General features: G+C 34.5%; 12 protein-coding genes and 1 riboswitch. All 12 genes read right to left on the reverse strand.

The window, feature by feature from the left end:
• Positions 1-33: 33 nt before the first annotated feature.
• Positions 34-903 carry a sulfite exporter TauE/SafE family protein gene (locus SBL15_RS06675; protein WP_011274744.1) on the reverse strand — a complete coding sequence of 290 codons (870 nt, stop codon included), beginning with the start codon at positions 901-903 and terminating at the stop codon, positions 34-36.
• Positions 904-923: 20 nt separating this feature from the next.
• Positions 924-1535, reverse strand: coding sequence for an NAD(P)-binding protein (locus tag SBL15_RS06680; protein ID WP_107611273.1), 612 nt, complete (start codon positions 1533-1535; stop codon positions 924-926).
• 43 nt (positions 1536-1578) lie between these two features.
• Positions 1579-2343 carry a uroporphyrinogen-III C-methyltransferase gene (gene cobA / locus SBL15_RS06685; protein WP_107611272.1) on the reverse strand — a complete coding sequence of 255 codons (765 nt, stop codon included), beginning with the start codon at positions 2341-2343 and terminating at the stop codon, positions 1579-1581.
• Between the two features lie 36 nt (positions 2344-2379).
• Positions 2380-4101: an assimilatory sulfite reductase (NADPH) hemoprotein subunit gene (gene cysI / locus SBL15_RS06690; RefSeq protein ID WP_107611271.1), complete on the reverse strand. Its 1722-nt coding sequence runs from the start codon at positions 4099-4101 to the stop codon at positions 2380-2382.
• Between the two features lie 18 nt (positions 4102-4119).
• Positions 4120-5988, reverse strand: a complete 1869-nt coding sequence (locus SBL15_RS06695; RefSeq protein WP_107611270.1) for an assimilatory sulfite reductase (NADPH) flavoprotein subunit — start codon at positions 5986-5988, stop codon at positions 4120-4122.
• 174 nt (positions 5989-6162) lie between these two features.
• Entirely contained in the window at positions 6163-6894 is a 732-nt protein-coding gene (locus tag SBL15_RS06700) for a phosphoadenylyl-sulfate reductase (protein ID WP_037538321.1), read from the reverse strand.
• Positions 6895-7090: 196 nt separating this feature from the next.
• Positions 7091-7888, reverse strand: coding sequence for a zinc ribbon domain-containing protein (locus SBL15_RS06705; protein WP_107637496.1), 798 nt, complete (start codon positions 7886-7888; stop codon positions 7091-7093).
• Between the two features lie 191 nt (positions 7889-8079).
• Positions 8080-9198, reverse strand: a complete 1119-nt coding sequence (locus SBL15_RS06710) for a 5,10-methylene-tetrahydrofolate dehydrogenase (RefSeq protein ID WP_107613232.1) — start codon at positions 9196-9198, stop codon at positions 8080-8082.
• A complete protein-coding gene (locus tag SBL15_RS06715) occupies positions 9195-10394 on the reverse strand; it encodes a 5,10-methylene-tetrahydrofolate dehydrogenase (protein WP_107611267.1) in 1200 nt (399 codons plus the stop codon). The genes SBL15_RS06710 and SBL15_RS06715 overlap by 4 nt, the downstream gene beginning before the upstream one ends.
• Before the next feature lie 359 nt (positions 10395-10753).
• Positions 10754-10855, forward strand: a riboswitch (TPP riboswitch).
• A 355-nt stretch (positions 10856-11210) separates the two neighbouring features.
• Positions 11211-12404 (reverse strand): DUF4064 domain-containing protein, encoded by a 1194-nt coding sequence (locus SBL15_RS06720; RefSeq protein ID WP_317955519.1) that lies wholly within the window; start codon positions 12402-12404, stop codon positions 11211-11213.
• Positions 12405-12493: 89 nt separating this feature from the next.
• Positions 12494-14485: an ABC transporter permease gene (locus tag SBL15_RS06725; RefSeq protein ID WP_317955521.1), complete on the reverse strand. Its 1992-nt coding sequence runs from the start codon at positions 14483-14485 to the stop codon at positions 12494-12496.
• A 1-nt stretch (position 14486) separates the two neighbouring features.
• Positions 14487-15236, reverse strand: a complete 750-nt coding sequence (locus tag SBL15_RS06730) for an ABC transporter ATP-binding protein (RefSeq protein WP_107613233.1) — start codon at positions 15234-15236, stop codon at positions 14487-14489.
• Between the last annotated feature and the right edge of the window lie 97 nt (positions 15237-15333).

The following is a 15333-nucleotide window of genomic DNA, read 5'->3' on the forward strand; positions in this document are numbered from 1 at the left end:
CAATTAATTAGATTAGTTTACTCGGTTTTATTTTCAAGAAAAAGACAATTTTTTGTTGCGAATCACAGTGATAATAACAAGTATCACAATCGCACAAATAATTGCGAATCTTACAATATTTGAAATTGTGTCATCGTGTACGAAATAAGTCATTAATGCATTGCTATTTGTGAAGATGATTAAGCCACCAACACAAATGGCTAGAATATTAATTGGTAATATCTTTGTTAAATATGCAGAGATAGGTGCTGCAATCATACCGCCGACACTTAACGCAATAACAAACCACCAATTAATCTGAGTAATACCTAAGAAGATGATGAAACTCAATGACGTTGATAATGTTACAAAAAACTCACTCGCCGATACAGTACCAATTGCATATCGTGGTTGGATCTTATGACTAGCTAATAACAAAGGTGTATTTACTGGTCCCCAGCCACCTCCGCCAATCGCATCTAAGAATCCGGCTATAGCACCTTGAGGCACAAGTTTGAAACCACTCAACTTACCAACATGTGTATGAATTTCTCTATTTCGTTTAAATAAAAATTGATACAAAATATATATACCCATTGAAAGTAAGAACAATGCGATATATGGCTTAATATAATCTCCATGTATTTGTGTAAGTAGACCTGCACCAATAAATCCACTTATAGCACCTGGAATAGCTAACTTTAACATGGTAGGCTTATGCACATTCTCAAATTTCCAATGTGATGTTCCTGATGCAGCAGTCGTAGCTATTTCTGAAAAATGTACAGTCGCCGATACAATGGCCGGTGCAATACCATAAGTTAATAATATTGATGATGATGAGGCACCGAATCCCATGCCAAGTGAACCATCAACAAGTTGGGCTAAAAAACCAGCTAATGCAAATATAAATAATTTTCTCATATATCACATGCCCCCTGACATTAAACTTGTGATTGAAGCCATCGCTTGAATTCTTTTTGTTTCTCCTCATCCAAATAGTCCTCAGATAATACATGTTGTAATAACGCTTGCTTTCTAGATGGCTCTATCGTTGATGCTTTAATAAGTTGTCTACTTTCATATAAAAAATCGATATAACTTTCATAACGTTCATCGTAGGTGTCTTGCAATGTCGATATAATTTGTCGACCTAGTTTAGGACTTGCACCATCTGTAGATACACTAATAGTCAATTTGCCACGTCTAAGCATACTAGGAAACGTCACATTCCCCGCTGAAGCATCTGCAGCGTGATTTAATAATGTACCTTCTGGCAAATTATCTTTAACATGTTGATTTACCTCTGGTTGATTTGTCGCAATAATAACTAGAAATGCGTGACTAATATCTTGTGGTTCAAACATTTTTTCAGCCCAAGTCAATCGCTGTTGCTGAAATAAAGTATGTAATTCTTTGGTGATTGATGGACTAACAATATGAACATGAGAACAGTATTCAACTAATGACTTTGCTCGTCGAGTTGCTACCTTCCCACCACCAACAATGACTATCTTTTTATTTTGTAAATCAATCATAAGTGGCATATTGCTCATATTGTATCCTCCTTTTATGATTATTCTTTCTTATTTTTAATAATTAAGGTAAGGTCATTTCTAAATCCGTAGTTTGTTCTTTAAACCAACTAATTTTTTGTCGCATTTGGACAACATCGCCAATAATAATCATAGCGGGATTTTTTATTTCTGACGCTTTTTCAACGATGTTACCTAACGTGCCATCAATTGTTTTTTGAGAAGTCGTCGTTCCTAAATGAATAAGTGCGACAGGCGTGTCTATTGATTTACCATGTTCAATAAGTAGGTCACAAATTTCTGGTAACCGTTTAACACCCATATAAACACAAAGTGTTTCTGGACCATGCGCTAAATGTGCCCAATAATCATCTTTAGACATACCAGGTTTATTAACTGCTGTCACAAAAGCAACTGACGAACTATAATCTCTGTGCGTGACAGGAATGCCTGCATAAGCTGGTGCAGCAATACCCGAAGTGATACCAGGCACAATCTCAAATGCAATCTGATGTTGTGCCAATATTTCTGCCTCTTCACCACCTCGGCCAAAGACAAACGGGTCACCACCTTTTAAACGAGTGATAACATGTCCTTTTTTCGCTAAATTAACCAACATTCGATTCGTTTCTTCTTGCGGTAATGAATGTCTATTCGGGTCTTTGCCACAATAAAAGAACTTTGTCCCCGGTTTAGCTAAATCTAAAATGTCTTTATTGACTAAGCGATCATATAAAATCACATCTGACATTTGAATGGCTTTCATACCTTTGATAGTTAATAAATCAGGATCACCAGGTCCTGCTCCTACTAAATACACTTTCCCCATGTTGTCACCCCCGTTTAAAACAACTTATCTCAAACTTTAACTATGGAAGTCTTGTCCTCCATGAACTTTAGCAACAACACCTGAACGTATGACAAAGTCACCAAAATGCTCACCTTCAAGACGTTCTTTACCATAATCCATAAGAATTGGACGTAGACTTTCAAGTATTTCTTGTTCTCCGATATTCTCTTTGTACAATTTATTTAAGCGTTCACCTTTGAAGCCACCGCCTAAATACATATTATATTTGCCAGGTGCTTTGCCTATAAATGCAATTTCTGCAAGTGCTGGTCTAGCACAACCATTTGGACATCCAGTCATACGGATTGTGATTTCTTCATCATTCACACCCGCTTCATCTAATAAGTCTTCAATCTTAGAGATTAATGATGGTAAATAACGTTCTGACTCAGCCATCGCTAATCCACATGTTGGGAACGCAACACATGCCATCGAATTACGTCTTAATCCCGTATAATTTTTACCATCTGTTAAACCATACTGATCGATAAGATTTTGAATTTCTTCTTTTTTCTCTGGAGTTACATTTGCAATAATTAAATTTTGGTTAGGAGATAATCTGAAGTCGCCCGTATGTGTTTTTGCAATTTTTCGTAATGCCGTTTTTAATTGATAATCTTCTGTATCTTTAACACGTCCATTTTGAATGAATAATGTATAATTCCAAACACCTTCGTCGCCCTCTATCCAACCTAGACGATCGCCATTATGTTCGAATTCAAAATCACGTGCTTCTTCAATTTCCCAACCTAAACGTGTATTTAGTTCTTCTACAACTTTATCCACACCTAAGCGGTCAACTGTATATTTGAATCGTGCATTTTTACGGTTCTCACGATTACCATAATCACGTTGAATTGTTAAGATTTTCTCACAAACATCAACGACTTGTTCTTTAGGAACGAAACCAGCTAAACGACCAACTTGTGGGTACGTATCTGTATTTCCGTGCGTCATACCCATACCGCCACCAACTGTGACATTAAATCCGACGAGTGTTTCATCTTCAACGATACCGATAAGTCCGATGTCTTGTGAATAGACATCAATATCATTAGATGGTGGTAAGGCAATACCAATTTTAAACTTACGTGGTAAATATTTCTTACCATACATTGGTTCAATTTCTTCTGAAGAATCTAATACTTTCTCCCCATCTAACCAAATTTCATGATAGGCATTGGTCTTAGGTAATAGATGGTCACTGATTTTAGTTGCATAGTCATTAATCTCTTTATGAATATGAGATTGATATGGATTAGGATTACACATTGTATTACGATTCACGTCCCCACATGCCGCGATCGTATCAAGTACAGACTCATTAATTTTCTTCATAGATGTTTTTAAATTTCTTTTTAAAATGCCGTGAAATTGGAAAGTTTGACGTGTTGTTAATTTCAGCGTCTGGTTGGCATAATTATTAGAAATGTCATCCATGGCAATCCATTGTTCAGGTGTAGCTGTTCCTCCTGGTAGACGCACGCGAATCATAAAGCTGTATGCTGGTTCTAATTTCTGCTTACGACGTTCGTCACGTAAATCTCTATCATCTTGTTGGTAGCTACCATGGAATTTCAATAATTTAGTGTCATCATCTGAAATAGCACCAGTAAGTGGGTCTGCTAAGCCTTGCTCAATTGTCCCACGTAAATAATTACTTTCGTCTTTTAAATACTCTAAAGCATCTAGCTTCTTATCAAGTTCTTCTGACATTTGCTTATTTGTCTTAGCCATTAAGTACCACCCTTTCTATTAGTACACATCGCGTTGGTAACGTTTATCTTTCTTCATTTGTTTAAGGTAGGCTTCAGCATCTTCTTCAGATAAGTTTTGTTCTTTCACTAAAACATTGCGGATAGCTTGATGTACATCTTTCGCCATATGTTTTTCATCACCACAAATGTAAATTGAAGCACCTTTTTGAAGCCATTCATTAAATTCTTTACTGTGTTCAGCAATACGATGTTGGACGTATACTTTTTCATCAGTGTCTCTTGAGAATGCAACATCCATTTTACCTAGCACGCCATCTTTCAACCATTCTTGCCATTCCGTTTGATATAGGAAGTCTGTTGTAAAGTGTTGATCACCAAAGAATAACCAAGTATTACCTTTAAATCCATGTTCTTCTCTTTCTTGCATATATGCTCTAAATGGTGCAACTCCTGTACCAGGTCCAATCATAATAACTGGTGTGTCACCTTCTTTAGGGAATTTGAAGTTTGGATTGCGTTTCAAGTAAATTGGAACAGTGTCACCTGGTTGAATACGTTCAGCAAATTGAACTGAACATACACCTGAACGGTCACGTCCATGTGAGTTGTATCTAACCGCCCCAACTGTAATATGCACTTCATCTGGTAGCGCTTCATAACTACTAGATATTGAATATTCTCTAGGTGGTAATTTTCTTAATAATTGATATAAATTTTCTGGTTGAAGTTCTGTTGTCGCAAAGTCATTTAATAAGTCGATTAAGTCACGACCTTCAATGTAACTTTGAACCCATTCATTATCTTCAACTTTTTCATTAAGTTCTTCATTTTCAAAGAATGACGCCGCATTGATAAGAAGCGGTTCCGTTAACTTCGTAATTTCAAAATGAGTTGTTAAGGCTTCTTCTAATCCTAATGTGTCACCCTCATCTGAAATTTGAACTTGATCATTTGGATCCCAACCTAATGTGCTAATTAATAAATCAACTAAAGCTGGGTCATTTTGAGGTAGAACGACTAAACAGTCTCCAACTTCATAATCTTCACCGAAATTATCTAATAGAAATTCAATATGTCTCGTTTCCTTATTTGAACCTTGTCCATTAAGGTTAATATTTTCTAAGACTTCTGCTTGATATGGATTTGCTTTAGAGAATTTCTTTTCTTTTGCAGACTTAATTGATTCACTTACAATTTGTTCATTTTGAGTGCCTTCTGGTGCAGTATCAATCGCATTGATTACATTTGCCATCCACTTTTCAGCATCTTCTTCATAATCAACGTCGCAATCCACACGATCATATATACGTTCTGCACCTAATTCATCTAGCTTTCTATCAAAGTCACGACCTGTTTGACAGAAGTATTCATACGTTTGATCCCCTAATGCTAGAACTGAGAATCTCACACCTTCAAGTTTAGGTGCCTTTCGACCATGAATAAACTCATGTAATTCAGCTGCATTATCAGGTGGATCCCCTTCACCTTGAGTAGAAGTGATAATGAATAAATCTTCAACATTTTTTAGATTTTTAGGTTTAAAATCGTCCATTGCTTTCAATGTCACGTTATGACCTATATTTGATAAGCGTTCTTCAAATATTTCAGCTAACCCTTGTGCATTACCTGTTTCAGAACCATATAAGAGTGTAATTGCTCGTTTCTCCGGCGTGATGACAGGTTCGTTTTGTTGAAGCATCGCTTCTGTGCCTTCAGTTAGACCATTTGCATTTGTTGAACTTGAACCTGTTTGTGATGGTACAGTTCCATTTGACGTTAATTGTTGGTTAGCAACTAAGTATCCACTTAACCATACCTTTTGTTCAGGTGTAAGTGTTTGTAAGAGTTCATTAATTTGTGCCGCTTGTCCTTCTGTAAAAGGACTATTTGTAACACTTAAATTCAATTGTATCCACCTCTTATTCCGTAAAATAACAATCATTTTATAAAAGCTTTATACTACTTTTATTATGTAAGAAATATGTCCGTCTGTACACTATTGTCGGACATATTTTGTTGGTTTTATTTAAAACATATCAGAATACTATGTTTTATAGTTAAAAATTTTTATCCAAACGCATTATGGTTTATCAGCAACATGTAAGCCACATTCTGTTTTATCGAAATTCGACCAACGCCCTGCTCTAGAATCATCTGAGTCAAATACAGGAGCGGTACATGGTATACAACCAATACTAGGATAATGTTGATCATGCAATACATTATAAGGTAAATCATGTTTCTTAATATAGTCCCAAACTTCATCTTCTGTCCAATAAATTAGAGGACACACTTTCACTGATTTAAAACGCTCGTCTTTATTAATAAAGTTCGTATTTGCACGTGTTGGCGATTGGTCTCGACGTAAACCTGAAACCCAAGCAACAGCACCACCTAACACTTCTTCTAAAGGTTTAATCTTTCTTATATAACAGCATTGATTAGGATTATTCTTCCATAATGCCGGATTATATTTGTCAGCTTGTTCTTCAAGCGTTAAATCAGGCTTCTTCATTTCAATACGAAGTTTTGGAAAGCGTTCTTTCACTCTATCAATCAAGTCATACGTTTCTTGGAAATGTAAATCCGTATCTAGAAAGACAATTTGTGCATCTGGCTTAATCTGGTAAATCAAATCAATTAAAACCATACTTTCCGCACCAAAACTACATGAATAAACAATGGAATCACCATATGTGCGATACGCCCATTCTAATATTTCATAAGCGCCTTTAGTTGCATCGTCAGTAGAAATAGAATCAATGAAAGGGTCACCTTCAAAATTCTCATACGTAATTGTCGGTACTGACATAAACTTATGGTCCCCCCTAAAATTTCACAAATTTATTAATCTAATACCTATCAGAATTGTCAGAATAATATGTTACTACTTTATCGAGATTTTGCTATAAAGTCAAGGTTCTGTGGAGAATTATATAAAGAAGGGGGGAGTATGACATTGATTCCATTTTGCATCCGTCACACTCCCTAAACATTTCAACTTTTCACTAGTAATGATTTTCTGGAATACACTGAATCAAAGCAATTTCACCATTCTTTGTAGTTACTAAAATTTCAAAGCCATTATTTTTCACGGTATTATAAATATAACTTCCAGCATCATTATTTTTATCATAATCACTGTATTTACTAATAAATGTTTGCTCATCAACATTTGAGGGTGATACACCAATTTCTCTTACTACTTCAGTATTACCTTTCAATTCATAGGCGACTGCTAAATTTCCATAAATGGTATAAAGATAATCCATCCCTGTTTTATGAAAGACACGATTGGAGCTACCGTATCTTTTTTCTACTTCTGCTCTGGTCATGCCTAGTTTAATGCCCATGTATGAATCCCTTGTATCCTTTTGCATAAATGACTTATGGAAATCCTCACTCATGACATCAATTTTAGGTGCTTGTGAATGAGTTGCATCTTTGTCTTTTTCATCTTCACTTTGTTTCGCTTTTTGCTTTTCCGCTTTAATAGGATCGTTAGACACTTTACCGTCATCCGTTGTTTCTTTATCTTTCTTCACATGCGCTGTTGTAGTCGTAGTCTGCTCCGTTTGCTCCCCTTCTTTTAAAAAGAAATGATAATAAGCAAAACAGCAACTGACTATAATCCCAATAACAACTAAGCCAACTAATATAAATGGCCAAATGCTTGACTTACGCTCAGCTATTTCATATTGTGACTCAATTGAATCATCTTCAAATACGTGTAAATCATTGCCACATTTACTACAAAATCGTTGCTCTTTAGTTATTTTATTACCACATCTAGGACAAAAATTCATGATATTACCTTCCTTCACTTCATGTTGCTAAATCTAAGTAGTTGTTGTGAATTTAGGTCTCTTATTTATTTTGACACCTACATTATATTTAATTTTAAATTAAGCACTAATTATTTTCTATAATTTTTTTATATAAATTTATCTAAAAAATAAAGTCGAAGAAAGCTTAACACTTCTCGACTTTAATCTAGTTATTCTTCATCTTTATCTCTATCATCATATCGCATTTGTTGTCGGTAACCATAAGTACTTTCTTTGATTAGTTGATCATTTAATAATCCAGCACCAATCGCACCTGCAACAGTTGAAATAGAAGCAGCAAACCAAGGAATACTTAGATATAAATCAATTCCAGCCGGTCCTTTTAAACCTACTTGTTGCCCTAAGAAATCAGATGGTAATAACACAAGTTCCGCAATTAAAAATAATGTGTAGAGAATAATGTAATAAATGATAATAGCTACAAAGAGCGTCATCACTGTAGTTAAGTTATATAACCATGTGATTCGTTTATTACGACTTTGTTTGACAGATTCCCACAAATCATGAGACATCATAATCCAAAGTAACATACCTAAGACTGCGATAATAGATATTCCAAATAGACGCCACATTGAGAATTCCATACTCATCTGCCACATAGTCGTAAATATTAAGCCAAATGCGCCAGTGGTAAAAGCAATTGCCACAATATTACTAAGGCTTGCCATCATATTAAGTGGATTATTCGCAAATGTCATACCACTCACAAGCCGAACCATTCCCATTGACCTAGTATTAGATAAATAGCGTAAATGATCATTACCTGTTTCATCTAAATATACTTCAGTTTTGTCTATTTTAGACAATGGAAATTGTTTGTTAACTGCATATGTTACATTATCATTGTCATCATAATCATTCTTTTCAGCTTCAGAATGATGCACTTCATTGATTATCGCAACGATGGCGTTCTTAAAACGTTTCTTAACTGGGCGCCAACCAAATGCAGGATAAGAAAAGACAGCAGCGCCATTCTTCTTATTGATGTCCAGTGCTAACACCCGTTCATTATGAAACATAGGTAAATCTGTAATTGCAACGACATAATCCCATTGTCGCTTATCATGATAATCTTGTATCTTTTTAAAAATTTTGCCAACGGATTCTGCGTAGCCTGTCAGAGGATCAACCACGAGATCCACTTCCCAGTCATGTTGGTTGTTATTCTGGTGAGATAAGATGTTCGGAATATCATCCATTAAACTCTCAGCTAATTTTTCTGTAACACCAGGCGCTACAACTAAACCAATTGTTTTAGCTTCATTCATGCGTCATCCTCCTCCCTATGATCCTGTTTTTTACCGTCATACTGTTCATCATCATTACTTTCTTTGTTGGATGAAGATTGTTCCACGTCATGTTGTGATACATCTTGTGATTGTTGTTCTTTTTTCTCTTTTTCCTCTTGTTGCGCTTCTTTATAACGATGATATTGGCGATAAGAATACGTAATACGTCGAATCTTCTCTTCATTTTCTACAGTTGAGCCCATTGCACCTGCTAATAAACCAAGCGATGATACAAACCATAACAATTTCAAATAATTTATAAATGTGAAATCAGGGTTTGCACTTGTCCAACTATTAAATAAACTTACAGGTACAAATAATGAAATACTAATAGATAGTAATACATATAAAACTGCGTAATTCATCAATGTAATGATGACTAAAGTGAGTAATGTCGTCGCGTTATATACATAACGATAAACACGTTGAGACTTCGCTGTTTTTTCTTCAAATAACTGATGCGCGTATAATAACCATCCGGCCATACCCAATATAGAAATAATCATTAAGACAATAAATCTTAAGGTTGAGTATTGAACACTTAATTCCCATGGCATAGAGAAGATAGATACATAGGTTCCTGTCGCAAATGCAACGGAAATTATCTTCTTAAAATTAAACAAATTCCTCCATGGCTCATTCGCTCGCGTTAAACCCAAAATAAGCTGCAACCATCCTAATATAAAGTAGCGATTAATATAACGTCTTATCGAACTTTCATCTTCTCTAGGATCAACAGCTTTAGGTTTAATCAGTGGATGCACTTTGGGGCGCTCTTTCGTATTATTGTGATATAACTGTTCAACTAGTGCTGTCATACTCTTCACTAACTTACGCTCTAAATTAATCCAACCTAACGCAGGTAATGAAAGCATAGAAACTTGCTTTTCACTATTAAAGTCACTAATCACAACTTTATTACCTGAGATACTTGGTAAATCTGTAATACAAATAACGAAATCCCAATCATATTCTTCCTTCAATTCTGCAGCTTTATCTATACTCTCATGTACATCCTCAGCAGATCCTATTAATAAATCTACTTTACTCTCGAAATGCCATTCATTCACATCCTTAATCCGGTTATGTAAATGTTGTTGAATCTTTGGTATCGCATTATCGACGAGCTTATGTGCAACGCCTGGCGATGGCACTAATCCAATCGTAAGGGTCATGATTAACCTCCTTCCTCTTCTAATATTTGCTAAGTTAACTATTGTTTTTTTTTGAAAAAAAGTATTAATTAACGGGGTCAAAATTATGCAATGTTCATTTTATGATAATAACAATACTTTTTGCAATTAAGGGAGTTGAACAGAATTCGTTTTGAATTCGTTTTTCAACTCTCGCAAGGATGACTAGAACTGAGAAGAATTTAATTTTAAGCTTTTTATCAGTTCAGTCAGCTAATGCGAATTTGCATTGTAGACTTATGAAATTGTTTTATAATCGGCTCTTCACATTAACTCTAACTAGTCAAATTACAGTCTTGACTTCTAAAATTAAAAATACTAAATTAAATATATAGTATAAAAATATGCACTAGGGGTGTTTTCAAACTGAGATGGAGTCTTACTCCAAACCCTTTGAACCTGAACTAGATGGTACTAGCGTAGGAAAGTGTGGATGAAATTGTAGATAACTTGATTAAGGTCTAGATATGTCATGCCTTATTTCATAAAAACTCACATCTATCATTTACGTAACTTTTCTATAGTGAAGGTTGCGTATTTTTTACTTTAAAAAAGTGACAGAGGTGACCGCCAGACAACTTTATCATAGTAGTGAAAATGTCATGTTGAAATAAGCATTGTCTGAGAGAAGCTTAGACTAGTAGTATTGTAGAAAATTCATTTTATTTATCCAATTTATTTATCCATATAATAGAAATTAACGTAAAGTCGGTGATGCTAACTTAGGGGTGTCACCGACTTCTTTATTGCAATTAAAAAGAGCGAGACATTCGTCTCACTCTTTAAACGACTCAAATTTTAATATTTATATGGGTCGTTATCTTTTTTATCTTTCAATTTGTCCGCTTCATCACGTACAAAGTCGTTATCTTTATGATCATGTCGATCTTTATCAAAATCATTTAAATCTTTATGTGCTTCATCTTGATATCTATCACTACGAGAACCAAATTGACTACGTTCTTCATTGTCATGATTATGATTGTGCTCTTGATTTTGATTAAAATTATTGTCTTTACGGTCATCTGAAGACCAATCTACATCATTATGACGGTTAAAGTCTTCATTTGAACGATGTAAGTCATCACGACGATTAGACTCTTGATAATCATTACGCTCTAAATTAGAACGGTCACGGTTATTATTGTCATAACGATTGTTATCATTGTGATTTGAATGGTCATGACTACCATTATGAACATCATCATTAGAATAATGTTCTTTAATATCTCTTTGTTCCTTCGCTTTATCTTCTTCATCTAAGATAAACGCATTGTTTTGAGCGTTAACATCTTTATCATTATGATGATTGTCACGACGATTGTTATAGTCATTATCACGATCGTATTCACGGTGTGCGTTATGATTGTGACGATTGTCATTAAACTCATTGTTGTGACGATCGTTATATCTGTCATCATGACGGTTATCACGATCATGATCACGTCGGTCATCATTTCTGTCATCATGACGGTTGTTATCATAATCATGGTTACGACTATTATTATGGTTATTATTGTCATAATAGCCATTAGCGTAATTATCTTTTTTCTTACCTTTTCTTACAAGTAGCATAATACCAGCTACGATCCAAAGAATAACACTAATCCAGTTAGACATTAATGCGATTAGACCTGCAATAATTAGTAAGATACCTGCAATTTTAGGTTTTTTACTAATTAAAATACCGCCAATAATTGCTAAAATTAGTGAAATTACAGCACCCCAAGTTAAGAAACTAAAGAAACTACCTAAAACATCAATACCTTGATTCAATTCTGAAGTAGATACTGAGTTACCTTGCTTTTGAGATTCACTAATCATTTGATCTTTAAAGTTACTATTTCCCATTAAAGGTTTAAGAACTAAGAACATGATTGCAACTAATGCTTGCAATACAACCCCTAACCAAGTAAGGATATGTTCGACTGTGCGTTTAATCTTGTTATTTTGTGTGTGATGTGATGTATAATCGTTTGTTTGATTAGCCATTTTTACGCCTCCTTTTTTTGTTGTATACCCTACAGATGATTAGGTTACACTTAATTTTTAAAAAGTATGGCAAATTTCTAATACTCGATTTAGTGATACCGATTAACAATCATGTAATAAATACGCGATGTAATCCAATACATTAAGGCATACATAGCAACAATCGAAATAATAACACCGACATAACTTGTCACAAACACACCAACATGATTAACATTCAGAATACCTAACACGTTATATATTATTTTTGAAGCAAAGATGACATGAATCGTTGCGACAATAATTGGCAATGCAAATATCCATATAATTTGTTTATTAATGGTATCTTTAATTCTGTCATTATCTATACCAACTTGTTGCATAATTTGATAGTTCTTACGATCCTCATATCCTTCTGCAACATTTTTATAGTACATCATTAGAAATGTGCCAATGAATAAAATGATAGACACTACCGTTCCAATAAAGATAAGTCCTCCATTAATTTCATATAATGTGCCCGCCACTTCTTTTTTATCATCAATACTCACTTTATAGCGTTGCATTAATGTATTTTTCAACTTATCAAAGTCAGATGTATGCTTTGTCATGATATTAAAATGCATAAATGTATTTTGAACTTTCTGCGTGCCATGATGGTCGTTCTTATCAGCATTGACATAATAATTGGTTAATTGTTGGAATGTCTTATCATCTGGAGTAATAATAGTTAATGATCCTGGAACTGGATAGGAATAGTTATGACCATCTATTTGTTTAATATTAAATTTGTCCCCCATCATTGTTGCAGTTCTTAATTTTTTAAAAGGTTGATTTAAACTTTCAAATCCTAATTCCCCATGTTTCAACTTAACCTTCTTCGTGTTTAGCTCATTATAATCGTGTTGTGTCATAATCACGAGATAGGCACTATTAATCGTCATATTATAATCTTTATTATTGCGATGTTTAAATAATCCTGGTTGTTTGTAATCCACCGCAATCAGTGAAATTGCATTCTTTTTAAAGAAATCAACTTTAGCATGATCTTTAATATCACGTTCCAAATGACGTACTTTCTCCTGAGTCTTCTTATTATTGTGAAGATTTCCATCTATTGAAACTCTATATTGATCTGACATAATAGAATCGACCTGATCCGATATCCCTCGATAAGTTGATATCGTCATACCCACAGTAACAATTAGAAATGTACATAACATCGTGATGCTTGCAAGTCCAATCGCATTTGAATTCATCCTAGACTGCAATCCTGAAATGGTAAAAAAATATTTAGGATTATAATACAATTTAGGGATTCGTTTTAACCAATCTAATAGTAAAACGCCTAACGATAAATAAAAGCAATATGTCCCAATCATAACCAAGCCAATTGCACCGAACAAATTATATAACGAGCGTAATACCATTTGATTAGAGAGCGCAATGTGATAACTGCTAAATAACGTAACAACCCCAATAACTAGTAAAACGTATAATACAAATTTGGGTAATTTTCTTTCAGCTCTTTGACGTTGATGTATTAATTTAATAGGACTTTGGAATAATATTTTTAAATTGTTAATCAAGAATAGAAATAACATCACCGCTGCTAAAATAATTAAAGTAATGCTCATCGCTTTCACATCAAAAGGATAATCCAATAGCGACATGCCCGTCTGATGCATTAATTTATTCATAAGCATAAAGATTAATACGCCAAAGAAATAGCCACCAGTTATACTGATAAGCGTAATTAAAACATATTGATATACCATCTCGATGAGCATAATCATCCGGAAATGTTTCTTCTCCATTCCAAGTATCATGTTCATCGCAAGTTCCTGTTGGCGACGTTTCATCATGAAGCGGTTGGCATATAAAATAAATATAAAACCCAAGACACTCATAAAGAAATTTCCCACACTAATAAATATAGGTAATAGCTGACTTCGCTTTTGGACGTAGTCATTCATATTTAAAGATAATAGAATAAATTCCGTTGCGAACATGATGCTCAATGCTAATATAAAGGGCATGATCACATGTCGCTGCATCTTGAAGTTTTGAGTGATCATCTTCCAGAGCATATGTATGGTCATGTTAGTCCCCACTTTCATTCAGAATAGCCAAACTATCAGCGATACGCTTTTGAAAATCTTGTTGCGATTCTTCTCCTCGGTAAATTTCATGATACAAACGTCCATCTTTAATAAATAATACTCGTTTAGCATAAGACGCGTCGATAGTTGAATGTGTTACCATTAATATCGTTTGCGTATTATCATTAATTTCTCGAAATAGCGTCATGATTTGTTTCGAAGTCTTTGAATCGAGCGCACCGGTCGGCTCATCGGCGAGCAGTAAATCGGGTTCATTGATTAATGCTCGACCAATCGCAATTCGTTGTTGTTCACCACCAGAAACTTGATACGGATATTTGGAAAGTAATTTCTCAATACCTAATTTAGAACTTAGCGTATTCATACGCTGTTCCATTACTTTATGCGAGCGGTTAGCAAGCACAAGTGGCATTAAGATGTTATCTTGATTCGTCATAGTTGGTAAGACGTTGAAATCTTGAAAGACAAAGCCAAGGTTATCACGACGAAAATGCGCTATTTGCTTATTACGTAACTTGCGAATATCTTGATTATTAATAGTGATGTTGCCTTCAGACACTTTATCAAACGTTGCAATTAAGTTTAATAAAGTGGATTTACCTGAACCCAACTCACCCATAATGGCTACAAATTCTCCCTTATAAACAGTAAATGAAATGCCATTCAGCGCAGTAGTCGCATTTAACCCTCTGCCAAATGTTTTCTTTACATTTTTGACGTCTAATAACATCACTTCAACCTCGCTTTCTTTAATTATTTTTTATCAATATGGTCACAATGCAGATGTAATCTAATAATTTAAGACCTCATTCCTTTTGTTATCTCTA

It is taken from the genome of Staphylococcus sp. NWU MKU2, from assembly GCF_033283605.1.
GTDB lineage: Bacteria > Bacillota > Bacilli > Staphylococcales > Staphylococcaceae > Staphylococcus > Staphylococcus haemolyticus.

Coding starts and splice junctions, on each gene's coding strand:
- SBL15_RS06710 (WP_107613232.1), bottom strand. CDS start 9,198: ATGAATGAAGCTAAAACAATTGGTTTAGTTGTAGCGCCTGGTGTTACA.
- SBL15_RS06715 (WP_107611267.1), bottom strand. CDS start 10,394: ATGACCCTTACGATTGGATTAGTGCCATCGCCAGGCGTTGCACATAAG.
- SBL15_RS06705 (WP_107637496.1), bottom strand. CDS start 7,888: ATGAATTTTTGTCCTAGATGTGGTAATAAAATAACTAAAGAGCAACGA.
- SBL15_RS06730 (WP_107613233.1), bottom strand. CDS start 15,236: ATGTTATTAGACGTCAAAAATGTAAAGAAAACATTTGGCAGAGGGTTA.
- SBL15_RS06675 (WP_011274744.1), bottom strand. CDS start 903: ATGAGAAAATTATTTATATTTGCATTAGCTGGTTTTTTAGCCCAACTT.
- cobA (WP_107611272.1), bottom strand. CDS start 2,343: ATGGGGAAAGTGTATTTAGTAGGAGCAGGACCTGGTGATCCTGATTTA.
- SBL15_RS06725 (WP_317955521.1), bottom strand. CDS start 14,485: ATGACCATACATATGCTCTGGAAGATGATCACTCAAAACTTCAAGATG.
- SBL15_RS06700 (WP_037538321.1), bottom strand. CDS start 6,894: ATGTCAGTACCGACAATTACGTATGAGAATTTTGAAGGTGACCCTTTC.
- SBL15_RS06680 (WP_107611273.1), bottom strand. CDS start 1,535: ATGAGCAATATGCCACTTATGATTGATTTACAAAATAAAAAGATAGTC.
- SBL15_RS06720 (WP_317955519.1), bottom strand. CDS start 12,404: ATGGCTAATCAAACAAACGATTATACATCACATCACACACAAAATAAC.
- cysI (WP_107611271.1), bottom strand. CDS start 4,101: ATGGCTAAGACAAATAAGCAAATGTCAGAAGAACTTGATAAGAAGCTA.